The organism is Paenibacillus sp. FSL R5-0378 (assembly GCF_038009285.1).
Lineage (GTDB): Bacteria > Bacillota > Bacilli > Paenibacillales > Paenibacillaceae > Paenibacillus_AQ > Paenibacillus_AQ favisporus.
The window spans coordinates 1,212,717-1,237,768 of the sequence record NZ_JBBPAY010000001.1 but is presented as its reverse complement, the minus strand read 5'-3'; the positions used below and the strand labels follow the sequence as shown (position 1 = coordinate 1,237,768).

At 56.8% G+C, this 25,052-nt stretch carries 18 protein-coding genes; 8 read left to right on the top strand and 10 right to left on the bottom strand.

The features are described from left to right. Positions 1-120 precede the first annotated feature (120 nt). Complete coding sequence (locus MKY74_RS05475) at positions 121-681, top strand: TetR/AcrR family transcriptional regulator (protein ID WP_240913409.1); 561 nt, start codon at positions 121-123, stop codon at positions 679-681. Positions 682-754: 73 nt separating this feature from the next. On the opposite strand, the gene MKY74_RS05470 is transcribed toward MKY74_RS05475, so the two are convergent. The 6 genes from MKY74_RS05470 to cidR all read right to left on the bottom strand — a co-directional run bounded on the left by MKY74_RS05470 (position 755) and on the right by cidR (position 8,784). After that, positions 755-1,729 carry a DNA-3-methyladenine glycosylase family protein gene (locus MKY74_RS05470; RefSeq protein ID WP_076171884.1) on the bottom strand — a complete coding sequence of 325 codons (975 nt, stop codon included), beginning with the start codon at positions 1,727-1,729 and terminating at the stop codon, positions 755-757. 216 nt (positions 1,730-1,945) lie between these two features. Beyond that, entirely contained in the window at positions 1,946-3,826 is a 1,881-nt protein-coding gene (locus tag MKY74_RS05465) for an ABC transporter ATP-binding protein (protein ID WP_076171886.1), read from the bottom strand. After that, a complete protein-coding gene (locus tag MKY74_RS05460; RefSeq protein WP_076171888.1) occupies positions 3,823-5,550 on the bottom strand; it encodes an ABC transporter ATP-binding protein in 1,728 nt (575 codons plus the stop codon). Before MKY74_RS05460 ends, MKY74_RS05465 begins: the two co-directional genes overlap by 4 nt. Next, positions 5,544-6,086 carry a MarR family winged helix-turn-helix transcriptional regulator gene (locus MKY74_RS05455; RefSeq protein WP_084203953.1) on the bottom strand — a complete coding sequence of 181 codons (543 nt, stop codon included), beginning with the start codon at positions 6,084-6,086 and terminating at the stop codon, positions 5,544-5,546. The genes MKY74_RS05460 and MKY74_RS05455 overlap by 7 nt, the downstream gene beginning before the upstream one ends. A gap of 157 nt (positions 6,087-6,243) precedes the next feature. Continuing rightward, positions 6,244-7,614 (bottom strand): MATE family efflux transporter, encoded by a 1,371-nt coding sequence (locus MKY74_RS05450; protein WP_076171890.1) that lies wholly within the window; start codon positions 7,612-7,614, stop codon positions 6,244-6,246. A gap of 276 nt (positions 7,615-7,890) precedes the next feature. Further along, positions 7,891-8,784: a cidABC operon transcriptional activator CidR gene (cidR, locus tag MKY74_RS05445; RefSeq protein WP_076171892.1), complete on the bottom strand. Its 894-nt coding sequence runs from the start codon at positions 8,782-8,784 to the stop codon at positions 7,891-7,893. 199 nt (positions 8,785-8,983) lie between these two features. On the opposite strand from cidR, the gene MKY74_RS05440 reads away from it, so the two are divergent. Together MKY74_RS05440 and MKY74_RS05435 are read left to right on the top strand one after the other, a co-directional pair. Further along, positions 8,984-9,355 (top strand): CidA/LrgA family protein, encoded by a 372-nt coding sequence (locus MKY74_RS05440; RefSeq protein ID WP_076171894.1) that lies wholly within the window; start codon positions 8,984-8,986, stop codon positions 9,353-9,355. Then, a complete protein-coding gene (locus MKY74_RS05435; RefSeq protein WP_076171896.1) occupies positions 9,355-10,029 on the top strand; it encodes a CidB/LrgB family autolysis modulator in 675 nt (224 codons plus the stop codon). The genes MKY74_RS05440 and MKY74_RS05435 overlap by 1 nt, the downstream gene beginning before the upstream one ends. Positions 10,030-10,033: 4 nt before the next feature. Here the strand turns inward: MKY74_RS05435 and MKY74_RS05430 are convergent, their stop codons facing one another. From MKY74_RS05430 to MKY74_RS05420, 3 genes are all read right to left on the bottom strand, one after another. Beyond that, positions 10,034-11,008 carry a Gfo/Idh/MocA family protein gene (locus tag MKY74_RS05430; RefSeq protein WP_076171898.1) on the bottom strand — a complete coding sequence of 325 codons (975 nt, stop codon included), beginning with the start codon at positions 11,006-11,008 and terminating at the stop codon, positions 10,034-10,036. 174 nt (positions 11,009-11,182) lie between these two features. Then, entirely contained in the window at positions 11,183-13,498 is a 2,316-nt protein-coding gene (locus MKY74_RS05425) for an ATP-dependent DNA helicase (RefSeq protein ID WP_076171900.1), read from the bottom strand. Positions 13,499-13,662: 164 nt separating this feature from the next. Beyond that, positions 13,663-15,870 (bottom strand): methyl-accepting chemotaxis protein, encoded by a 2,208-nt coding sequence (locus MKY74_RS05420; protein WP_076171902.1) that lies wholly within the window; start codon positions 15,868-15,870, stop codon positions 13,663-13,665. A gap of 501 nt (positions 15,871-16,371) precedes the next feature. Between MKY74_RS05420 and MKY74_RS05415 the strand changes: the two genes are divergently transcribed. Continuing rightward, the gene (locus MKY74_RS05415; protein ID WP_244169300.1) at positions 16,372-18,216 is read left to right on the top strand and encodes an LTA synthase family protein; all 1,845 of its coding nucleotides are present in this window, start codon (positions 16,372-16,374) and stop codon (positions 18,214-18,216) included. Between the two features lie 267 nt (positions 18,217-18,483). Further along, on the top strand, positions 18,484-19,464 hold the full coding sequence (locus MKY74_RS05410) for a glycoside hydrolase family 113 (protein ID WP_076172538.1): 981 nt from the start codon (positions 18,484-18,486) through the stop codon (positions 19,462-19,464). A gap of 187 nt (positions 19,465-19,651) precedes the next feature. On the opposite strand, the gene MKY74_RS05405 is transcribed toward MKY74_RS05410, so the two are convergent. Next, entirely contained in the window at positions 19,652-20,722 is a 1,071-nt protein-coding gene (locus MKY74_RS05405; protein WP_076171904.1) for a LacI family DNA-binding transcriptional regulator, read from the bottom strand. A gap of 334 nt (positions 20,723-21,056) precedes the next feature. On the opposite strand from MKY74_RS05405, the gene MKY74_RS05400 reads away from it, so the two are divergent. The 3 genes from MKY74_RS05400 to MKY74_RS05390 are packed head-to-tail and all read left to right on the top strand — an operon-like array spanning position 21,057 to position 25,045. Beyond that, positions 21,057-21,458, top strand: a complete 402-nt coding sequence (locus tag MKY74_RS05400; protein WP_076171906.1) for a hypothetical protein — start codon at positions 21,057-21,059, stop codon at positions 21,456-21,458. Between the two features lie 10 nt (positions 21,459-21,468). Then, the gene (locus tag MKY74_RS05395) at positions 21,469-23,214 is read left to right on the top strand and encodes an ABC transporter ATP-binding protein (protein WP_076171908.1); all 1,746 of its coding nucleotides are present in this window, start codon (positions 21,469-21,471) and stop codon (positions 23,212-23,214) included. Beyond that, positions 23,198-25,045: an ABC transporter ATP-binding protein gene (locus tag MKY74_RS05390; protein WP_076171911.1), complete on the top strand. Its 1,848-nt coding sequence runs from the start codon at positions 23,198-23,200 to the stop codon at positions 25,043-25,045. The genes MKY74_RS05395 and MKY74_RS05390 overlap by 17 nt, the downstream gene beginning before the upstream one ends. Positions 25,046-25,052 lie beyond the last annotated feature (7 nt).

Sequence of the window (25,052 nt, the reverse complement as noted above, 5' to 3'; positions counted from 1 at the left end):
CTGGAGGACAACGATCAACTATTTAGATTAATGGAGGACAACGATATGGAACAATCCCAGGGAAAACATCCGGCTAAACGCTCCCCGGGCCGGCCCAAACGCCGGCAGGAGGACACTCCCATGAACGAATTCATCCTGAAAACAGCGTCCGCCCTGTTCATGGAGTACGGCTATGAGCCGGTCTCGCTGCAGCAAATTGCCCAGGTATGCGGCGTAACCAAAGCTTCCATTTACTATCACTTTGAAAATAAAGCCCAGCTCTTCACGGCGGCCGTCACCGCCATGATGCAGAAGGCGCGCAATGCTTCCCTCCGGATTATGCAGCAGGACAAGCCGCTCTACGACCGGCTCGTGGAGCTGGCCGAGAACAAGCTTCGTTTCCCGCACGGAGACTTTGAAACGATCATGCGCGATGCCAGCGCCTCGCTGGCGCCCGAACAGCTGGAGGAAATCCGCGTCAGCGAGGACCAGATTCACGATGTGCTGACCGTCAGCTTCACCGAGGCGATCAAAAACGGGGAGGTGCGCTCCGCACACCCGCTCCTTATGGCGCACACGCTGGCATCCATGCTGATGATCGGCAACCGGGAGATTGCCAAAGAATTCGCCCCGTCTGCGGGTGAACTGGCCCAGGAGATCGTCAACATGTTCTGGAACGGGGTGGGCGTGCAGGAAGCGTAGCGGTCAGGACTGGCTGAAGGCGGCCTCGATGGTTGGTAGCAGGCGGCTCGATTATAGCGTAGGTCAGCCGCCGCTATTCTTCCGAGGCTTTCCGGGCCGACTTGCCGCGGACAGGCTTCTTCTGTTCCTTCTCCTGCTTCTGCCGCAGCTTCCAATCGTCAAGCCAAGCCCATAAGTAGTAAGCGGCGTAGCTCCGCCATGGCGACCAGCCGCGGCTGATCTCCAGCATGAGCGGAGAAGCCGGCTGGCTGTCAAAGCCCCACAGCACTTTCATCGCATTTTTCAGTCCGATGTCATCAGCCGGGAAGAAATCGGTTCGGCCCACGCTGAAGAGCAGGAAGCACTCGACCGTCCATTTGCCGACGCCGCGGATCGGGAGCAGCCGGTTGAAAATTTCTTCGTCCGCAAGGTCCGGCATGGCGTTAAGGTCGAGAGAGCCGTCCGCTACCTGCCGCGCCAGGCCGGTGATGTACTCGGCTTTGCGGCGGCTGAACTGCAGCGGCAGCAGCTCGTCCGGTTCGAGCGCGGCCAGCGCTTCCGGCTTCGGGAAGCTGTAGAGCGTATGGTCCCCGATCGTCACGGTGGTGCCGTACTGCTCGGTGATTCTCGAGACGAGCGAAGCGGCAAAGCTCAGGTTCATCTGCTGGCCGATAATCGTCCGCACCAGATTTTGAAACAGATTCGGCTCCAGCAGTATTTTCAGCCCATGAAGCCCCGGAAGAATGGAGCCAATAACAGGCTCATCCTGAAGCTGCGCATAGAACGGCCTGAGGTCCACATGGTTGGACAGCATTTTGCCTACATACGCCCGGACGGCTTCGGTTTCCTTCGAATTACAGGCCTGCAGCAGATCCACCTCCGCCGCCGGTCCCTGGTCGGTCTCCACCAAGGACACGGTGACCGGAATGTCGCGCCCTTCCGCCGGAATCACCTTCGTGAATACCGGGTATTCCGGATGAGCCAGCACGAGCCGGGGATTTTGCCCCCTGACCGCGACCATGGTTCGTTCGATGCTAAAGGGCGTAAGCAGCGGGATCGTTTCTTTCATGTTCCGTACCTCCTGACTCCTGTAAAGTGATCAAGCATTCACCGCAGGTTCGGTCTGCGTTTTATATTCCTGAATGAACTTCTAAGATCAATATTGACAAACACACGTTCGATATTCAAGCTTAAACTGCCAATATTCCAAAAAAAAGAGCAGCCGTCATGGCTGCTCTTTTGAAATGCGGATGATAAGGGATCGCGGGTGGGGTCACCTTCACCCTCAGACAACCTCCTGAATGCTTCCGCCGGAAAACTGGCTGTTATACAGATCGGCGTAGAAGCCGCCTTTGGCCAGAAGCTCCTCGTGGTTGCCCTTCTCGATCACACTGCCCTGGTTCATGACCAGGATCAGATCTGCGTCACGGATCGTGGACAGCCGGTGAGCGATGACAAAGCTCGTTCTGCCCTTCATCAGGTCGTTCATCGCCTTCTGAATATATACCTCCGTCCGGGTGTCGACGCTGCTGGTCGCTTCATCCAGAATGAGGATGGACGGATCGGCCAGAATGGCACGCGCAATCGTCAGCAGCTGCTTCTGCCCTTGGGAAATGTTCGACGCTTCTTCGTTGAGCACGGTGTCGTAGCCGTCCGGAAGCGTCCGGATGAAGTGATCGGCATGAGCCGCCTTGGCCGCCTCGATCACTTCCTCATTCGTGGCGCCGGCCCGGCCGTAAGCGATATTTTCCATAATCGTCCCGTTAAAGAGCCAGGTATCCTGAAGCACCATGCCGAAAATGCTGCGCAAATTGCCGCGCTTCAAGTGGGTAATGTTCACGCCGTCGATGGTGATCGCCCCGCCGTTCAGCTCATAGAAGCGCATCAGCAGGTTGATGAGCGTCGTCTTGCCGGCGCCGGTCGGCCCAACGATGGCGATCGTCTGTCCCGGCTTCACATCGATGTTCATGTCTTCAATGAGCATTGCGTCTTCCTTATAGCCGAACCGCACATGCTCAAACTCCACGGCCCCCTTCGGATTGTTCAGGACAGCCGCATCCGCCGCTTCCGGCACTTCCTCTTCTTCATCCAGCAGCTCGAACACGCGCTCCGCCGAAGCGATGGTGGACTGGATGATGTTCGCAATGTTGGCCGTCTGCATAATCGGCTGGGTGAACTGTCTGGCGTACTGGATGAACGCCTGCACATCCCCGATCGTAATCCGGCCGTGCGTGACGAAGATCCCCCCGACCACGCAGACCAGCACATAGCCGATGTTGCCGATAAACATCATCATCGGCATGATGATGCCGGAGATGAATTGGGCTTTCCAGCCGGAGCTGTACAGCTTTTCGTTGATTTTGTTGAAATCCTCGACGGACTCACGCTCGCGGCCGAAGGCCTTCACGATTTTATGGCCCGTGTACATTTCCTCCACATGGCCGTTGAGCTGTCCCAGAGAAGCCTGCTGGGCCATAAAATGCTTCTGGGACCGGGAAGCTACCGCTTTGATAACAATAAAGCTAAGCGGCAGCGTCACGATCAGAATCAGCGTCATCCATGGGCTGATCGACAGCATCATCACGATGACGCCGACCAGCGTCACGATCGACGTGATCAGCTGCGTCAAGCTCTGCTGAAGCGTGGTGCTGATGTTGTCGACGTCGTTGGTCGCGCGGCTCAAGATTTCCCCATGAGTCCGGGAATCAAAATATTTCAGCGGCAGGCGCGACAGCTTCGCATTGATCTGCTCCCGCATATCGTACACAACCTTCTGCGCCACGCCGGCCATCAGATACTGCTGAATATAGCTGAACGCTGCGCTGAACAGGTACAGACCAATCAGAATCAGCAGGATTTGGGTGATGTAGGTAAAGTCAATGCCGGCGCCCGGCGTCCCCTTCGCCATCGCGATGACGCCTTCCAGCAGCTTGGTAATCGCCTTGCCGAGAATTTTCGGGCTCGCGATGCTGAACACTGTACTAAGAATCGCCGTCAGAAAAATAACGATCAGCGTCCCCCGCCGCGGCCGCAGATAGCCGACCAGCCGCTTCAGGGAGCCCTTGAAGTCCTTGGCCTTCTGCGCAGGCATCATTTGGCCGGGATGGCCGCCGGGATGCCGGGGTCCTCCCATCCGGGGTCCGGGTCTTCTTGTTTGCTCACTCATGCGATCTCCTCCTCTGACAGCTGTGAGGATACAATTTCGCGGTAAACGTCACTGGTCTCCATCAGCTCGCGGTGGGTGCCGATGCCGGCAATCCGCCCTTCGTCGAGGACGATGATCCGGTCGGCGTCCATGACCGTGCTGACCCGCTGCGCCACGAGCAGAACGGTTGCGTCCCGCGTCACCGGCTTCAGCGCGCTGCGCAGCTTCGCATCCGTCTTGAAATCAAGCGCCGAGAAGCTGTCGTCGAACGCATAGATTTCCGGTCTGCGTACCAGCGCCCGCGCGATGGACAAGCGCTGCTTCTGTCCGCCGGACACGTTGTTGCCGCCCTGGGCAATTTCCGACTCAAAGCCGTCTTTCATATTCATAATAAATTCGGTCGCCTGGGCGATATCCGCCGCTTCGCGGATCTCTTCATCGGTGGCGTCCTTTTTGCCGTAGCGGATATTGTCCGCAATCGTCCCGGTGAACAGCAGCGCCTTCTGCGGCACGAAGCCGATCTTGGCGCGCAGCTCCTCCTGCGTCATCTCGCGGACATCGACCCCGTCGACCAGCACGCTGCCTTCCGCCACATCATAGAAGCGCGGAATCAAGCTGAGCAGCGTCGACTTGCCGGAACCGGTGCCGCCGATAATCGCCGTGGTCTCCCCCGGCTTGGCGGTGAATGAAATCCCCGACAGCGCCGGCTGCTCCGCGCCCGGATAACTGAACGTCACGTCCCGGAATTCCAAATAGCCGCGTCCTTCTTCAGAGGATTGTGCAACGAGCGGATCGTCGATATCCGGCGTAATGCTGAGCACCTCGTTAATCCGCGCAGCGGATGCGGAAGCGCGCGGTACCATGACGAAGACCATAGAAACCATGATCAGGGAGAACATGATCTGCATGGCGTACTGGATAAAAGCCATCAGGTCCCCGACCTGCATATGTCCGTCCCTAATGCGCAGGCCGCCAAACCAGACGATGGCGATGGTCGATAAGTTCATGACGATCATCATGATCGGCATCATGGCCGCCATGATTTTGTTGACCCGGACCGCCGTGCTGGTCAGATCGTAGTTGGCTTCCTTGAAACGCTCCTGCTCATGCTGAATCCGGTTAAACGAACGAATGACCCGGATCCCGGTCAGGTTTTCGCGAAGCACCCGGTTCAGTTTGTCCAGCTTGACCTGCATGGCCTTGAACAGCGGCATTCCCATGCCGGCTATGAGGGCAATGGAGCCCGCCAACACCGGAACGATCACGACGATGATCAGGGACAGCTTGGCGTCCTTGGACACCGCCATAATAATCCCGCCGATACACATCATCGGCGCGCTGATCATCATCCGCAGCATCATGGTCAGCACCTGCTGGGTCTGGGCGATATCATTGGTGGTGCGGGTAATGAGCGAAGCCGTGCCCAGCTTGTCAAATTCCTGCAGGGAGAAATTCTGGACATGCTGGAATACCCGGCTGCGCATCGATCTGCCGAAGCCGCCCGCCACTTTGGCGGACAGGTAGCTCGCGGCAATGGAGCAAATGGCTCCCCCCAGAGCTACGGCCAGCATAAAGCTGCCGATTTTCCAAATGTAAGGAATGTCTCCCTCGATGATGCCCTTATCCACGATGTCCGACATCAGCGTCGGGAGATACAGGTCCGACATGGACTGCAGAAACACAAGCACAAATGTGAACAGGATCAGAAGCCAGAACGGCTTCAATGAACGAAAAAGCTTCAGCATGTTGGCACTTCACCTCCATCCGATGAATCATTCTGCGTCTTGCTTTCATAATACTTATAAGCCTTGGTCAGCAGCTCGGACAGCTTCTCACTCTCCTCGATGCCCAGGTGATCGACAAGCCCCTTGAAGGAATGGATCGTCGCCTTACGGGCTTGGATAATCGCTTCCCGCCCCTCTTCGCTGAGCTTGATCCGGACCACCCTTCGGTCCGCCTCATCCGGCGTCCGTACGATCCATTTCTTCTTCTCCAGCGCTTTGACAAACTGGGTGACGGTCGGAGAAGTGACCCCCAGCATCGCACTGATCTCGGACACCTTCAGTCCCGGGCTATCCGGCTCGACATGACGCATGAGCAGAACCATCAGCCCCATCTCGCTCATCTTCAAGCCTTCGATTACCCGGTGGCGAAACTCACCCCTGTTAAATCGCATGACTGCCTGAAGCAGCTGGACAACGGTTTCGTGGTGCTGGTCATGCTCCTGCGGTTCGGTACCCTGGCAGAAGGCTTTCTGTCGGTTGTTGCCATCGTCGTTCATGACGCCAATAATCCTCCTTTCTCAAACGTGCTATGAAGGATGAGATCCCGCACAAAAAAATAATTAGGTTACCAATTAAATAGGCAACCTAATTATATGACCTTTCCGATTTATATGTCAATTAAAACATATCTAATAAAGTCCAACAATATTTTGTTCATGGATCAGCTGTGCTTGCATGACCAGAATTCCGCAGCAGACGTTTGACCGTCGCCGCAAACAATATGCAGCAGGTGACCGCTGCGCAGGCGTCTGCAATCGGCTCGGCCATAATGACGGCATCGGCTTTGGGCGATATGAACTCCGGCAGCACAAAAACCAAAGGAATCAGCAAAATGATTTTACGCAGGACGGCAATAAAGATGGACACCTTAGCCTGCCCAAGCGCAAGAAACATCTGCTGCAGCGCCAGCTGAATGCCGTAAATGCATGTCCCCAGGAAAAAGACCGGCATCAGCCTTTCCGTCAGCGCAATCAATTCAGCCTGATCCGTGAAAATCATGGCGGGAAACCGCGGGAAGAACACCGCCACCGCCCACATCACGATGCCGAGGACACCGCAAACGGCCGTACAAAACCGGATCGCCGCCTTCACCCTTGCATAGTCTCCCGATCCATAATTGTAGCCGATGACCGGCTGCGCTCCCTGCGCAAAGCTGGATAAAGGCAGGGAAAACAGCTGCATGAGGCTGGTCAGAATGCTGATTGCGCCCACATACAAATCGCCGCCATACCGTGCTAGGGAAATATTAAATACGATCTGGATCAGGCTTTCCGTCGACTGCATGATAAAAGGGGACAGCCCCAGCGCAAGGATGCGGCACGCCATCCGGGGGTTCACCCGCAGGTTGCGGAGCCGAAGGCGGAGGTGGCTGCGCCTGGATGTAAGAAACGACAGCACCCATATAGCGGACGCAGTCTGGGAAATGACGGTTGCCAAGGCAGCCCCGCGGACTCCCATATGCATCGGAAATATAAAAAGGGGTGCCAGGATGGCGTTCAGCACAGCTCCGGCACAGACCGTGGCCATTGCCGTTTTGGCAAAACCCTGAATGGAAATAAAAGAATTCAGCCCAAGGGACATCATCACGCTGACCGTCCCCAGCAAATAGATGCCCATATAATCACTGGCATAGGGCAGTGTTGTACCGCTCGCCCCGAAGGCGATCAACAGGGGACGGTGAAAACACAGCAGCACCGCCGTCAGCACTCCCGAGACGAGCAGGAGCATCAGACAGCAGCTGCCCAGCAGCTTCTCCGCTTCCTTGGGTTTCCCTTCCCCCAGCTTCATGGAGGCCAGCGGAGCGCCGCCAAGGCCGATGAGGGCCGCAAACGCCGAGATGGTCATGATCAGCGGGAAGGCGATGCCCAGTCCGGTTAATGCAAAGGTACCGCCTCCCGGCATCCTGCCGATCAGCATCCGGTCGACGACATTGTACAGCGCGTTGACGATTTGAGCCGCAATCGCCGGAAGTGCAAGAGACAACAGCAGCTTGGGGATGCTCCCCGCGGCAAACCGGCTGCTCATTTCATCATGGTTGATTGTAAATCATTCCTTTTCGCTCGTAGTTTCCGTAGAAATGCGCATTTCCATCTTTCATTATATCAGACTGAAATCGCATGAAAACACGAGTTTTAAGGTATCTATGCGGCCGTTTAAGGGTTGTAAAATATAAAAATAATGAGGAGATACACGTCTGAATCCAAAACGCTTTAAAAGCAAAAATAGGAGGTCTGAGAGGGTGTAGGTTTAATGTATTTTTTCTTGTAGCCTCATTAAAATAATGCGTTCCAGTCTGCCCGGTTACCCCCTGTCATCCATCAATTTTCCCTGCGTAAACGCGATCCATTCCCGCGCGGCATAGGACAGGTAACGGTCCCTGCGCCAGATCATCCCCAGCTGCCACGGAATAACCGGTTCCACCAGCGGCATAATCCGGATCCGCTCCCGGTTGATTTCCCGGCAGATCGTTTCCGGCAGCAGGGCGATGCCCAAATTGGCGGCGACCATGCCGCTGATCAAGTCCCATTGAGAGCTTTCGTAGACGATATGCGGCTGGAAGCCGACCTTGACGCATTCCGTAATGATCCGGTCATGCAGCGCAAAGTCCTCCCGGAACAGCACGAAGTTCTCTTCCGCCAGATCGGCAAGCCTGGCGCACTCGCGATGCGCAAGACGGTGCGACGGGTGCACCAACAGCATCAGGTTTTCCCGGACGAACGAAAACGAGTGGAACAGCGAGTCGTCGGTCGGCAGCACCACAACGCCAATGTCGAGCAAACCGCTTTCTACGTCGACCTCCACCTTTTTGGCGCCGTCCTCAAAGATCTGCATCGTCACCTGCGGGTATTTCTGATGAAACTGCCCGATCACCTCAGGAAAAAAACTCGATCCGACCATCGGCGGCAGGCCGAGGCGGATATGGCCCTTCTTCAGATTTTTCAAATCGCCGAGCTCGGAGGACAAGCTCTGGAACGACTTCACGATCGGCTGCGCCTGCTCGTAAATAATCCGGCCGGCATCGGTCAGCACCACCTTTTTGCCTGAACGGTCAAACAGGGTGACGCCAAGCTCCTCCTCAATGTTGCGGATCGTTTTGCTGATCGACGGCTGCGTGATGTAGAGCGATTCCGCCGCCTTCGTAAAACTCTGCAGCCGGGCGACCTCCATAAAATACTGCAATTGGCGGATGTCCATACGTCGTTCTCCTTTTCCTTGAGTAAGTCTATCGGGGACATTTTACGTACTTGCCCATCATCCATTTCGATTTTCAACTTATACGTCATCCTTATGCCATAGCCAATTGGAATGATATCCATTCGATATATGCATTTTACCCATGAAAATGAATGCTGTAAAATTTTCATTATAAATGAAAGGAAGGCGAAAACAATTGATGAAGCATGCCGTCAAAGGGACCTTTCAGGTCGCCGTTTTAATGCTGTTTTCATATGCGATGAACCAGCTGGCCGGTCTGCTGCATCTGCCGGTGCCGGGCAGCATTCTCGGTATCATCGTGTTGTTTCTTTTGCTCGAATCCGGCGTCGTCAAGCTCGAATGGATCGAAGTCGGAGCGAACTGGCTGCTCGCCGAGCTCCTGCTCTTCTTCATCCCGGCCGCCGTCGGGGTGATGAAATATTTTTCGATGCTGGAAAGTGACGGGGTGCGAATCCTGCTTGTCGTTATTTTCAGCACGGTCGTGGTCATGGCCAGCTCCGGCTTGACCGCCGCGCGCATTGCCAAACATAAAGAACGGAAGGTGTCATGATGATCGGTCTTATCTGTCTGCTGCTAACCCTCGTGATCTACATGGCAGCCAAACGATTGTATAAGCGGTATCCCAAAGTGTATCTGTCGCCGCTGCTGGTGACGCCCTGCATCATTATTATTTTCCTGCTGTGCACGCATATTCCCTATGAACATTACAACGCCGGCGGGAAATGGCTGAGCGATATGCTTCAGCCTGCGACGGTCGCCTTTGCGGTGCCGCTCTATAAAAATTTTAAAGTACTCAAAAAGCACGCCGTCGAAATCGTCGTCAGCGTGCTTACCGGTTCCTTCATGGCTATGATCTCTTCGGCGGTGCTCGCCAAAGGGCTGAAGCTGGACACTTCATTGGTGACCAGCCTGATCCCCCGCTCGATCACGACGCCGATCGCCATGAACGTATCGCAGGTCATCGGCGGGGTGCCGAACATTACGGCGGTCTTCGTCATTATGACCGGCCTGCTCGGCTCCGTGCTCGGGCCGATGATTCTGCGCCTCCTGCGGATCGAGAACGAAATCGCCCGCGGCGTGCTGCTCGGCACGAGCGCCCACGGGACGGGGACGTCCTTGGCCTTCGGCTTCAGCTCGATGAGCGGAGCGATCTCCAGCGTCTCGATGATTCTGGCCGCCTTGTTCACGCTTGGCGCGGCGCCGCTGCTCATGCTGATGTGGTAAGGAGTTAGAGGCGGACCGGCTTGCCGGTAGATGCCGAGACCAACGCGGCACAAGTCACAGCCTGCGTCCGGCAGGCATCCTCATAGCTTGAAAGAATACGGGAGCGGTCTCCGGTGCGCAGCGCATGGAGAAACGCTTCCGTTTCGCGTACATAGGGGCTCCCCTGCTCTGTATATTTTGTCGTGACGCCGGGCGCCGCCAGCTGCAGCCGCTGCGGGTTCCAATCGACGATCCCCCGGTCCGTATAGAATGTCAGTCCCGTCTGGCTCAGCCCGCCGCCTTCCGGCAGGACGCATGTGTTGGAGATGTTCGCTACCACGCCGCTCGCCAGGCGGAGCGTGACCGTTCCCACGTCGGCAACTTCCACCCCGTCCACCTGGCTCCGCTTGACCCGGTCCCCGTAAAGCGCATACACTTCTTCCACTTCGCCGGCCGTATACCGGAGCATGTCGACCATATGCGTCGTCTGCTCGATGAACTGTCCGCCGGAGCCGCTTTGCCGTCTCCACCAGGACACGCCCGGCATGCTGTCCATCCACCGCCCCAGCACCATGCCGGTCGTATGGTTCGACAGCTCCTCCTTCAGCCGCGCCGCATTGTGCTGGTAGCGGAAATGGTACCCCACCGACGTCAACAGCCCCGTCTCGCGGACCCGGGCCAAAATTTGTTCCGGCAAGCTGGTGTCGAGCCCAAGCGGTTTTTCCACCAAAAACGGAATACCGCGCTCAATCAGCTTCATTTCGATTTCGCCGTGTGCCATCGGCGGCACGCAGATATACACCGCGTCGAGCGGCCCCGCGTCCAGCATGGCATCCAGATCCCCATATCCCTCGGCGCCGTAACGCCGCGCCATCCGGTCTGCTTTCTCCAGGCTTGTACCACAAACCGCCGTCAGCTTTACTCCATCCATCGCCGCCAAGTTGTCGGCATGTACGCCGCTGAACCATCCGGTTCCGATCAATCCGATACGAAGTGTCATCCTGCGCGATCCCACCTTTATCCTGTTTTCTCCACTATACCGGGGGCCGTCCCGTTTGGCTACGATTTGTTGGGAACGCATCGCACGCCCTCGTATCCATCCCGTTCGCGGAACCAAATCCCGACGAGACCAAGCGGCCCGGAGGACCACTTCGCCGTGCCGCGTCTCGCCCGTCTAAGGCCTCCCGACTTTGAATCCCTTCCACTCATCCGGGAGCAGCCCCTGATAGTGCCGCTGGAGAAATCGGTCGTCGACCAGCACCAGCACGCCCGTATCCTGCTCGGAGCGGATCAGCCGCCCTCCGGCCTGCAGCACCTTGTTCATCCCGGGGAACACGTAGGCGTAATCATACCCGCTTTTCCCGTTTTCATTGAAGTAATCCCGAATCAGGTTCCGTTCAAAACCGAGCTGCGGCAGGCCCACGCCGACTACGACCACGCCACCCAGACGGTCCCCCTGCAGGTCGATGCCTTCGGAGAAAATACCCCCGAGTACGGCGAAGCCGACGAGCGTATCCGCATTGTCCGCCTGGAACGCCGCGAGGAACCGCTCCCGCTCCTCCTCGGCCATTCCGGTATCCTGCACGATGATGCCAACCTCCGGGTGCAGCTCCGCAAAAGGCTCGACCACCATACGCATATATTGGTACGACGGGAAAAAGACCATGTAATTCGCTTTGCGCTCCGATATGAGGCCATGCAGCAGCTTCACCAGCGCGTCCCGGGTGTCGTCCCGGTCCCGGTACCTGGTGGACAGCGGCTCGATGCGCACATCCAGCTGCTCCCGGCTGAACGGCGACGGCACGGACAAGCTGTAGTCCTCCTCGCCGGCGCCCAGCATGTCCCTATAGTAGGACAGCGGAGACAGAGTGGCCGAGAAGAACACGGTCGAGCGGAAGCCTTTTCCCGCCTGGGTGAGCAGGTAGGACGGATCCATGCAGAACAGCTTCAGCACGCAGTCGCCGCCGTGAATCTCGGCATACGTCAAAAAGCGTTCGTCATACAGCTTGGCGATCCGGATATAATGCTGCGACGCAAAATAAGCATCCAGCAGCTGCTCCTGCAGCCCGGGGTCGCCTTTGGGAGCCAGCAGCTCCCGCTCGGCTTCGGCGATGAACAGCTCCAGCCGCTCACCCAGTTCCCGAGGCTGTTCCTGCCACTGCTTCTGGCGGACTTCGCCCATTTCCTTTTTCAGCTCGATAAAAAATTTATTGACCGCATCCGCCGCCTTCTGAACCCCGGCATCCACGCCCTTGTATCCGCGCTTCAGCTCGAGAAATGCCGCCTTGCCGATCTCAGCCGAGAACATGTCCCGTCCCCGATCAACGAGGTTATGGGCTTCGTCCACGAGCAGCACCGTCTGCCTCTTCTGCTCCTCGGGCAGCCGTTTGAACGAAACCCGCGGATCAAAGATGTAATTATAGTCGCAAATGACCGCATCCGCTGCGTAGGCCGCGTCCAGCGAAAACTCAAAGGGACATACCTGGTGCTTGCGAGCGTAACGCTCGATGACGGCGCGGTCCATCACCGTTTCCTGGGACAGCATGTCCAAAATAGCCCCGTTGACCCGGTCGTAGTAGCCGTCCGCAAACGGGCAGGCGTCCTTCCGGCAGACCGTCTCCTCCTGAAAGCAGACTTTGTCCTTAGCCGTAATCGTCACCGTCTGCATCCGCAGCCCTTTGGCCTGCATCAGCGCAAAGGCCTGCTCGGCGGCCGTTCGGGTGATCGTCTTGGCCGTCAAATAAAAGATCTGCCCAAGCAGCCCCTCCCCGATCGCCTTCACGGACGGGAACAGCGTGGACATCGTCTTGCCGATCCCCGTCGGGGCCTTGGCAAACAGCTTCCGCTTCTCCTTCACCGCCTGATAGACCGCTCCCGCCAGCTTGCGCTGTCCTTCCCGGTAAGTGTCGAACGGGAACGGCAGCGCGCGGATGCTCTCATCCCGGAGATGCGCATTTTTCAGCCGGAGCGCGGCATACGGGGTATAGACCTCCAGCACCCCCATCACAAAGGCTTCGAGCTCTGCCAGCGTCAGCATCCGCCGGAAACGGCGCTCCGTGCCGGTATGCGTCTCGACGTAGGTAAGCTGCACCGTCATCTGGTCCAGGCCGTGGTCCATGGCATAAATATAGGCGTAAACTTGAGCCTGTGCCCAGTGAACTGGCTTTCCGTCCCCCTCCATCGCATCCAGGCTCGCAGCGGTCGATTTGATCTCATCGATCATCCAGCCGTCATCCGTTTGGATCAGGCCGTCGCATCTTCCTTCAATGACATAAGTCAGGTCCCCGAAGGAGATCTCCCGCTTCAGAAACACCTCCTTCTGGTCGCCTTCCCCGTAGGTTTTCTGCACCTGCTGGTGAATTCGTGTGCCTTCAACCATGGCGGTGGCCGACCGGAATCCGGAATCGATATCCCCGCTTGAGAAAGCATATTCCACCAGCGGTCGAACCGATATCCGAACCTCCGCCCGCTCCCGGTTTTCTTCAGACATAAGATCACCCGTTCCCCTTGTTTTTCCCATCATACCATAATGGAGCAGGCAGTCCCAATGCGCTATCCACGAAAAAAGCCCGTGCCGCCCTGATAAAGGGGCACGAGCTTTGTCTAATGAACTCATCCGGCAGCGGCAGGTCACACGACGCCACCGTCTTCCTGCTATCTTCTCCGCGTCTCGGTCAGGCGGAACTGGTTGACAAGCTGAAGCAGCGATCCGGTGATGGACTCCACATTTTCCGATGTGCCGCGGACGTGCTGCATGTCCTCCTGCAGCTCCTGCAGGGTGCCTTCCACCTCTGCCGAAATGCTGCGGTTTTCGATGCTGACGGCGGCTACCTTTTCCATGATGCCCACCACTTCACCGACCATCTTGGTCTTGAGGCTGTCCTGGCTGCCAGCCTGTCCCAGCATTTCAGAGGCCGAAGCGACGATTTTCGTACCCTCCTCCACCGCCCGGCTGCCTTCGTCCATGGAGGCAAAGGCCAGTTCCACCTGCCCGCCGATCTGCCGCAGCGTCCGCTGGATCTGCTCGGTGGAATGCCGGGTAAGCTCGGCCAGCTTGCGGATTTCCCCCGCCACTACCGAGAAGCCTTGACCGTGCTCGCCCGCCCTCGCCGCTTCGATCGACGCGTTCAGCGATAACAGGTTGGTCTGCTTGGAAATGTTCTCGATGGCCGTCAGCAGGCCGGCAATATCCCGCGTCGTTTCCATAAACGTCCGAATGGTCCGGTTGCTCTCCTCCACCTTGTCCTGGATTTGCTTCATCTTGTCGCCGATATGCTGCACTTCGCTTTGCGCCACCGCAATTTGCTGAGCAGCCGCCTCTTCGATTTCCCGCAGGGTAACGCTCATCTCCACCGACACGTCCTTGGCCACGTCGATATCCTTCAGCTGGCCGCGGATGCCGCGAATCATGCTGTGAACCTTCCCGCTCACCCGCTCCGTGGAGCTGGCGGTCGACTGGGCCGTCGCATGCTGCACGTGCTGGCTGTCCTGAACGTCCTGCGCCGCCTGCTTAACCTGCAGCATAATGCCTTCCAGGGCATCGATCATGCTGTTTACCCATTTGCCGAGCTCCTTGGCCTCGTCATCCGCAAATTCGCGCAGGTCCAGCCGCTGCGTCAAATCCCCTTTGCCTTCGGCATTGATGCGGATGAACCGGCTCAGGCTGCGTAAATGCTCCGCCGTCCGCCGCGTCCCCCTGCGTTCAAGAACGAAGACCGCGATCCAGCCGAACAGCACGTTTGCCGCCAGAACCATGATCAGCCCCGTGACCGGAGGCAGACTCCAGGCCAGCAGACCGAATAGAAGACCGTTCAGCACCACGCCCGCCAGACCTGTCATCAGGTGCATTTTCTTCATCTTCCAACCGAAGCTCCGGAAGCGGTACACTTCCTCCAAATCCCCTTCGCACATCATCCCCCATACGTCCGGGCAATGCGGAAGCTGAAAAGTAACCCCTTTACCGATCACCGGAATGTGCCGGTAGTCCGAATATCCCGGAAACTCCACAAACAGATTGCTTCCGTTCTGTATCGTGTTCGCCACCCCTGGATGCAGTTCTCCTGTGGCCGGGTCCTTGAACACCAGTTCCAGCTCGGTATGGTTCTTTACCTGAACCGTCCCGTAGTCGGTCCGTACCCCTTCTTTCAGGTTATCGCCGTGCGTAAAGGTAAAGTCCTCGAAGCGGCTCCGCGACAGCGCCGTTCCGGGCGCAATGTTCTTGCTCAGTCCCGGCTTGGCCATGAAAATGTAGTTATCGCCTGAATCGGGATATACATGCCCCTGCTCCCGCTGGATCAAGTCGCCCAGGACATCGTTTGGAACCCGGCCGCACAGCGCCCCTTTCCACTCACCGTCATTCATGACCGGCAAAATAAACATCAGCGTCATCGCGTCGTGAAACGCCGAAGTGCTCGGGCCGACCTCTAATGTGGCCGGGTCGGAATAGGGGCCGAACAGGCAAGGATTCCCCTGCAGCGTATACTTCAGCCCCGGCTCGATCAGGCCCTCCCGGCTGCAGCTTGCTCCGATGCGGGACGGATGGGTGGAGTACACCACCTTCATGTCGTCACGAATCAGGAAAATCTCCGAGAAATCGGCACCTCTCTTCATATAGGAAGCGAACAGCGGCTCCAATGCAGCGGCCCCGGCAGGATCCTGGACGATATGGTCAAAGTTTGGGCCAAGCTGTATGCTCAAGCGCTCCAAATGGGACCAATACTCCGTAACCCAGCTCTCTAATATTTGTATACGATTCTGGGCTATTCCCTCAAAAATGTTTTCGATATCCTCTTTCAAATGACGGTTTAACCGGTACGACCACCAGAGTGGCAGCCCCGTTGTAAAGCCAAGCCAGTCAAACATCCCCCTCAACCCCTTCATCTAACATTACATCGCGTGTTAACTTATTTAACACAATATGGTTTTCGCACATTTTACCTAAAATACAGGCCCGGTTCAACACAATATTTTACAGTTTTTAGGGGGTTATTGACCGGTGGGAAATAAGCAGTGTACCGCAGTGTTTAGCAGGGTGTCGTGGTGTTACGGCTCAGCCCGCCGTACCCGGGCGGATCGGAAATCCGGACGTTTTCAAAGAATGCTTCAGAGGAGCGGCGGAAGCGGTTCATTTACTTCCCAATATGGTAAATGATAACTAGAAATGACAAGGATTCGCCTTTTGACATCTTTCTGAGCCGAAGGCATAATAAACCTATTGCCCTCGATTCCATGCGACAAAAGGGCTCAAGCAACCGCAGGATATTCAATTTTATGCGCAATCATCCAGCTTTTCGCGCGATATACTCAGCTGCCCGGCTTAGATCAGCCAGTCAGCCCGTCATTAAAAGGAAGGAAGTTGGTAACGTGTCTTCACTTCGTGGATTTCTGCGAAAACCGTTTGTCTTATTCACCATTCTTTTACTTTTAAAGGGGTATTTGGCATGGGCCGTTACGTTTAATGACCTGATGCCCTGGAAGCCCATCATTACCGAAATTCCGTTTATTTGGCTCGTGTTCTGTCTGATTGAGTGGTTTGCCGGCAAGCGGAAATTCGGGGCTTATGTCATCGCCAACCTGCTGCTGACCACGATCTTTTTCGCCGTCATTATGTACTTCAAATACTATGGCGTCATCGCGACTTACCATGCCCTGGAGCAGGTCAACCAGGTTACGGCCGTCCGCAACAGTGTCTTTTCGCTGATGGACCCTTACTATTTGCTGATCTACGCCGACATCGTCGTGATCTTTGTCATCATGGTGCGCGGCCGTAAAGCGCGGCAATGGAAGGATCAGACCAGCCGCCGGGCCCGCCGGAGCGTCGTTACCGTGCTGTTCATCCTGTCCCTCGTGATCTGCCTGTTTAATATCGTTCCGAACCGGGCCAGCATGAACGAGATCACAAAAGCCCAGCAAATGGGCATTTTGAATTATGAAGCGTATACGATTTTCTCCAAGAAGAAAGAGGACATCGTTCCGCTGAACAGCATTACCCAGGCCTCGATCGATGAGCTCAAAGGCATCAAGAAGACCGATCAGCCGCAGCATTTCGGGGATGCCAAAGGCAAGAACGTCATCATAATCCAGCTGGAATCGTTTCAGAATTTCCTGATCAACCTGAAGATCGACGGTCAGGAAATTACGCCTAATATGAACAAGCTGGCCAAAGAGCAGTACTACTTCCCGAACTTCAACCAAATGGTCGGCCAAGGCAATACATCGGATGCCGAATTCGTCGTGAACACCTCGTTCTATGTTCCGCCGAGCGGGGCAGCCACGCAGAACTATGTCGACAAGAAGCTGCCGAGCCTGCCGAGGCTGATGGAGAGCAACGGTTACGCGACCGCGACCTTCCATACGAACGACGTGGAGTTCTGGAACCGCGGGGAGCTGTATTCGTCCCTTGGCTTCCAGCATTATTACGACAAGTCCTTCTTCGGTGACGAAGATTCCTTCTTCTTCGGCCCATCGGATGAAGTGCTGTATAAGAAGACTGCCGCGAAAATGAAGGAAATGGACCAGGAAGACAAACCGTTCTATGCCCAGGTCATCTCGATGTCGGCGCATCATCCGTTCACGATTCCGGAGAGAAAATACCACATGCAGCTCCCTGAGCGATACGACGGTACGTTTGTCGGAGATTATATCCGCGCCCAGAATTATGCGGATTATGCGCTGGGCCAGTTTATCGATGAACTGAAGACTAACGGCCTCTGGGAAGACAGCCTCATCGTCATCTACGGGGATCACATGGGGCTGCCGCTGTACTCCCTGGACCGTGATGATAAAGAATTGATGAAGGAAATTTACGGACATGAATATTCCTATTCGGATATGATTAACATCCCGCTGATTCTGGCGGGCGGCTCGATCCAACATCCGGAAGTGAACAACACGGTGGGCGGACAGGTCGACATCCTGCCAACGGTCGCCAATCTGACGGGCGTTTCCGTCAAAGACCATATTCATTTCGGACAGGATCTCTTAAATCAGAGCTATAATCTGATTCCGGAGCGTTATTATTTGCCGACCGGTTCCTTCCTGACCGACAATGCGCTCTTCGTGTCGGGAGCCGGATACGAGGATGGAGCGCAGTACCCGCTGAGCGGCCGAACCTCAGTGGACGGCGGCACTACGGAAGAGGAATATAACCGGGCGCTTAAGCTCCTTAATTTGTCCGACAGCTACGTGAATCAGCAGCCGCTTAAATAGAGAATGGCCTCATGCATATCAAGCCTTGCCTGTACAATTACGGGCAGGGCTTTTATTTTTCACCTTTGTTATCAATGTGTTATCTATTTTTCACGCACCCTATCTCCACACCAAGACGGGCATACCATCTATAACCATCATATTTTCACAACCACACACTTGATCTTCAGACGTATTTTGTTTATAACAAGTATATAAAGTTATCATAACTAAATAACGAAATATGCTAACAAAATAACACAAGAAGAGGTGCACACGGTGAATTTAATGCGCAATAACTTGCTGGAAGGATATATCGGCGGCATGACCTGGGGATGGACCGGCATCCGGGGAACATGGAACACCCCTGAGGCCGGACATTCGATGGAGGAAATGGTAAAACGCCTCGGCGTGAACTGGACGGCCGTCACCTTTGCGGCCCTGCAGGATACGGCCCATTCGACGGAAATCCACTTTGCGGAAGAGCCGACCGTAACGGATGAAGAGGTTCGCCATGCGATTGCCTCCGCCAAACGTCTCGGCTTGCGCGTCTGCCTGAAACCGGTCGTCAACTGCACCGACGGAACTTGGCGGGCCCATATTAACTTTTTCGATATTGACGTGCCTTGTGAACCGAAATGGTCCGAGTGGTTTGACTCTTATACCCGGTTTATGCTGCACTATGCGGCTATGGCCGAGGAAACCGGCTGCGAAATGCTGTGCATCGGGTGCGAGATGGTGCAGACCGACCGAAGGGAACGGGAATGGCGCGAGCTCATCCGCCAGGTTCGGCAAGTATACTCCGGCATCGTTACTTATAACTGCGATAAATATCAGGAAGGCCAGGTGGCTTGGTGGGATGCAGTGGATGTCATTTCATCCAGCGGCTATTACCCGATCGACAGCTGGGAAGAGCAGCTGGACCGCATTGAGCCGGTCGTCCACCGGTACGGCAAGCCTTTCTTCTTTATGGAGGCGGGATGTCCCAGCCGGACCGGTTCGAGCCGGATTCCAAACGACTGGGGACTGCCCGGAGACCCAAACGAGGACGAACAAGCCGCTTATTATGAGCGGATGTTTGAAGCCTGCGCCAGCCGTTCATGGGTGGGAGGATTTATGCTGTGGGACTGGCCGGCAGCACTGTATGCACCGGAGGACGCCGCCGGGAATGATGATTACTGCCCTTATGCGAAAAAGGCGGAGGGCCTCATCCGCGATCATTACACGGCACAAATCCGCGAGTTCGATGGACTGCCTGCCCAGCCGTAAGCGATCTAAAGGGCGCACAAGAAGACTGAACCTCGAGATTTCAGCTCTTTCAACCCGCACATACGGCAACCCTGTGCACTTTCCGGAAACTTCGAAACTTCCTTTATCGATAAAAAGCATCCTGCCTGTTGGGCGGGATGCTTTTTTTGTTATGACCGGCTGAGATTTCATCGTACCTGCCGTGATGTCAGCTCCCGGAGCCATCCGGCGCCGGCGCCGTGGAATCGCGGTAGACGATATCGCCGGCGAGCAGGATTTTTTCCAGAGGCGTATCCGCCTTGTCCATTCGTTCGAGCAGCTTCTCGACAGCCCGGCGGCCCATCGCCTCCTTCGGAACATGGACGGTCGTCAGGGACGGACTGCCCTTGGCCGCATCGGCGATATTGTCGAATCCGGAGACCGACACCTCCTCCGGAACCCGCACGCCAAGCTCGATCAGGATATCCCGGGCCGTCAGCGCAATCGCATCGTTGGCGCAGACCAGTGCGGTCGGCAGCGATTTGGATTTGATTTTCCGCGAGATCCACGACCGGATTTCGGGCTCGAAGCTGCCGTTCTCCAAATCGGGAAGCGGAATGACCAGCCCTTCCTGGCTCGGCAGCCCCTGCTCATCCAGCGCCGTCCGGTACCCGATGGAGCGGTCCCGGAAGCTGCGCGAATACCGGTCGTTTCCGATGAACTGCAGCCGCTGATGGCCGATGCCGATCAGGTGGGTCGTCAGCCGGGCCATCACATCCATATTGTTCGCAAAGACCGTGTCGGACGGAATGAGCGGATCCTCCATGTCGACCAGCACAATCGGCAGCCCCATCCGGTGCACCTCCAGCAGCAGCGGCGTGGAAATTTCACCGACCCCAATGAGTCCGAGAATCCCTTCCGGATTCAGGAGGCTGACAAAGTTGTCCACGTTCTGCTCAGAGATGATCACCATGCCCAGTCCCCGTTCCTCGAGGCTGATCGAAATCCCCTCCATAATCTTGCCCCAGTACAGCGATTCCCTGTTCTGAAAACGGATGTTGGGCATCAGCACGATCACGGAATGCTTGGCGCCGCTGCGCTTAAGCGTGTTGGGTTCCGTGCGGGGGCTTCTCATATAGGCTTTCTTTTGCGAAAAATAGCCGAGCTGGGAAGCCGCCTGGATCACCCGCTCCCGGGTCATTTCATTGACTCCGCCCTTGCCGGACAGCGCCTTGGATACAACGAACTTCGAAACGCCCAGGTGGTCGGCGATTTGCTGCATCGTAATCTTTTTGGCCATCGTCTCTATTTCACCTCAAATAAACTGTCATTCATATTACGAATATCGTAAAGGGCTGCATCGGGCGTGCCGCTTCCCAGGCGGTTTAGACGCCGGTGATGCTCCGGGTCCGGATACAGCCGTTTCTGGAACCATGTTTGTTAGTCTGCAGAATCAACAACATTATAACAAAATGGACGCTGGCATTATATAGAGACGATAACGAAGACCAGAGAAAGCTGGACTTTTCCAGATTTAGGGTAAAAAGAATTGACTCTCACCACACAATCGTATACATTTGTATACAAACAGCATTACACGTATACACATCCACTAATTCTAAGGGGTGACGTCAATGAAAGAAGATATGAACAACGAGGGCGGCCGCTGGGAGCGAGGCGACCGGCGCGGCGGGGGCCGCGGACACGGGCACCACGACCACGGCCGGCGCGGCAAAAGGGAGCATCACGGCGACGACGAGGGCGGCCGGAGCTTTCAGAGCGCCCAGACGTTTCGGCGCGGCCGCGTGCTGATGTTTCTGGAGCGTATGCAGGTCATGCGCAGCACGCTAATGCAGCAGCTGAGCCAGCCCGAGTACCAGCCGATTCAGCAGGTCATTACCGGTGAGCTGAAAGCCGTTGACCAGATGATCCAGGAGTACATCCATACGTTCGAGCTGCGTGAAACGGCGGATGGCGGAGCCTCGGGTTCTTCGCCGGGAGGCCAGGCGCAGGCTGCCGATTCTGATACCAAGTGAGGTCCCGCCAATGTGGAAACTGATGATATCCTACCTTCGTCCGTATAAGGTGTCGGCCCTGCTGGCACCTCTGCTGATGCTGCTTGAGGTATCCATGGACCTGCTGCAGCCAGCGCTGATGGCGAACATCGTTAATAAAGGAGTTATCCCCGGCGATCTTGCGTACATCGAGCGAACGGGTCTTCTGATGATCGGGGTTGCCGTAGTCGGCCTGCTGGGCGGCGTGGGGTGCACCGTCTTTTCAACTTATGCCTCTCAGCATTTCGGCACCGATCTCCGGGACCATCTGTTCCGGAAAATACAAACCTTTTCTTTCCGCAATCTTGACGAGCTGAAGACCGGATCGCTGATCACCCGGCTGACGAATGACGTCGTTCAGCTGCAGACAGTGGTCCAGATGATCCTGCGGAGCATCCGCTCCCCGCTGCTGTTCCTCGGCAGCCTCATCCTGGCCCTCTGGATCAGTCCCCGGCTGACGCTGGTCCTGGCGGTATCGATCCCTGTCCTGGTCGTCTTTCTGGTGCTGCTGATTCGGAAGTCTTTTCCGCTGTTCGGCCGGGTTCAGTCGATGCTCGACCAAGTGAACGGCGTCCTGCAGGAGAACCTCGCCGGCATTCGGGTCGTCAAGGCCTTCGTCCGCGCAGGCTATGAACGCAAGCGCTTTGCCGGCGCTAACGGCGATTACACGAAGGAGGCCATCTCGGCCAACCGGCTCTTGGGGCTGAACATGCCGGTCATGACGCTGATCCTGAATTTGAGCATCGTCGCGGTGCTCTGGTACGGAGGTGCCCTTACCAGCGGCGGATCCCTTCCCGCCGGCGATTTGATCGCTTATATCAATTACGTGACACAGCTCCTGTTCGCCATGCTGATGGTAAGCAACATGCTGACCTTCATCTCCCGGGCCAGAGTCTCCGCGGCCCGGGTGCAGGAAGTGTTTGACGCGCAGCCGGACATTGTCGATCCCACCGGCGCCCAGGCCAAGGAACCGGCGGCCGCGGACGTGGTCTTCGAGAATGTATCCTTCGGTTACGGGGAGCATCCGCATGCCGATCCGGTGCTCAGCGGGATCAGCTTTACAGCCAAACCGGGCCAGACGACCGCCATTCTCGGCGTTACCGGATCCGGCAAATCCTCGCTCGTGCACCTGATCCCGCGGCTCTATGACGCCACCGGCGGCCGCGTTCTTATCGGCGGCACGGATGTCCGCGACATCCCGCTGGACATCCTGCGCGGGATGGTGGGCATGACGCTGCAGCAGTCCGTGCTGTTTAGCGGCACGGTGCAGGATAACATCCGATACGGCCGGCCCGCCGCTCCGCTGGAGGAAGTGACTGCGGCGGCCAAGGCCGCCCAGGCCCACGATTTTATCATGCAGATGCCGGACGGGTATGAGACCGTGATCGGGCAAAAAGGCGTCAACCTGTCCGGCGGGCAGAAGCAGCGCCTGTCGATCGCCCGCGCGCTGCTCGTTAAGCCGCGGATTCTCATCCTGGACGACAGCACGAGCGCGGTCGACGTCGGCACGGAATCGCGCATCCAGGCTGCGCTGAAGGAGCTGATGAACCGCAGCACCAACATCATCATCGCGCAGCGGATCAGTTCAGTCATGGAGGCCGACCAGATTCTGGTGCTGGAGAACGGCTCCATTGCCGCCCGGGGGACCCACGAAGAACTGCTGCGGACCAGCGCGATCTATCAGGATATTTACCGTTCGCAGCGGAAGGAGGAAGATACACATGCCGCAGCCAACTAAACAAGCTGGCGCTGAACCCGGCCGCGGGGGCCCTCCCATGATGGGCCATGGACCCGGCCGAAACATGGTCATGCAGAAAGCCAAGCCCAAGCAGGCTGGTGCTACCCTCAGAAGACTGTGGGCCTATTTGAGCCGGCAGCAGCTCGGCTTGATTATCGTATACGTGACGACCATTCTCAGCGCGGTCATTTCCCTGATCGGCCCTTTCCTGCTCGGCAAAGCGATCGACCGCTTCATTATGCCAAAAGAGCATGAAGGCTTCTGGTCGCTCTGCTTGCTGATGATCGGCATCTATGCACTGGGCAGCGTCGTTTCCTGGATTCAGGTGTACGTCATGACGGCGGTCTCCCAGCGCACCGTCTTGGCCCTCCGCCAGGACCTGTTCGATAAATACCAGCAGCTGCCGCTGCGCTTTTTCGATACCCATCCGACCGGAGAGCTGATGAGCCGCACGACCAATGACATCGAGAACGTGTCGAACACGCTGAACCAGAGCGTAACGCAGCTCTTGAACAGCATCATTACGCTGGCCGGGTCGCTGGTCATCATGCTGAGGCTCAACCTGCCCCTTACGCTCGTCAGCCTCATCAGCATTCCGCTCGTGCTCGTGGCAACACGCCAAATCACGCGGCTGACCCGAAAGCTGTTCAAAGCCCAGCAGCAGCACCTCGGCGAGCTCAACGGCTTTATTGAGGAGACCGTCAGCGGGCAAAAAATCGTCAAGCTGTTCCGGCGGGAGCCTGTCGCAGTCGAGCAGTTCCAGAAGATCAACCACAAGCTGAATCAGGTCGGCATCCGCGCGCAGATCGCCTCCGGCATGGTCGGGCCGGTCATGAACATGGTGAACAACCTCAGTTTCGCCCTGATCGCGGCGGCCGGCGGCTGGATGGTGTTGCAAGGGCACACCTCCGTCGGCATCGTCGTCAGCTTTCTGAACTACTCCAAGCAGTTCGGCCGTCCGATCACCGAACTGGCCAACCAGTTCAACCTGATGCAGTCCGCCATTGCGGGTGCCGAGCGCGTATTTGAGATTTTCGACCTCGACACCGAGTATGCCGAAGACCACAAGCGGGCCGTCGTGGAGCTTGGAGAGGTAAAGGGCAGCGTCGAATTCCGGAATGTAACTTTCAGCTATAAACCGGGAACGCCGGTGCTGCAGGACGTATCCTTTACCGCCGAGCCCGGCCAGATGATCGCCCTCGTCGGCCCTACGGGTGCAGGCAAAACGACAATCATCAACCTGCTGACCCGGTTTTACGAGATCGACCAAGGCGACATTTGCATCGACGGGGTGAGCATCCGCGATATGGATAAAGACAGCCTGCGGAGCAAGGTGGGGATCGTCCTCCAGGACGCCTACGTTTTTTCCGGCAGCATCCGCGAAAACATCCGGTTCGGACGGTTGGATGCGACCGATGCCGAAGTGGAGCATGCCGCCAGGCTGGCGAATGCCGACCGCTTTATATCCCGTCTGCCGGACGGGTATGATACCGTCCTGGCCGCCGAGGGCAGCAATCTCAGCCACGGCCAGCGCCAGCTGCTGACCATCGCCCGGGCGATCCTCGCCGATCCGGCCATCCTCATACTGGACGAAGCCACCAGCAGCGTCGATACCCGGACCGAAATGCATGTCCAAGAAGCGATGCAGACGCTGATGAAGGGACGGACCAGCTTTGTCATCGCCCACCGGCTGAGCACGATTCAGGATGCGGACCGGATTCTGTTCATCCACGGCGGACGCATTGCCGAGCAGGGGGACCACCGTCAGCTGCTGGAAGCCAAAGGTTTTTATTATGACTTGTACACCAGCCAGTTTCAGCGGTCGATTTAATTGGGGA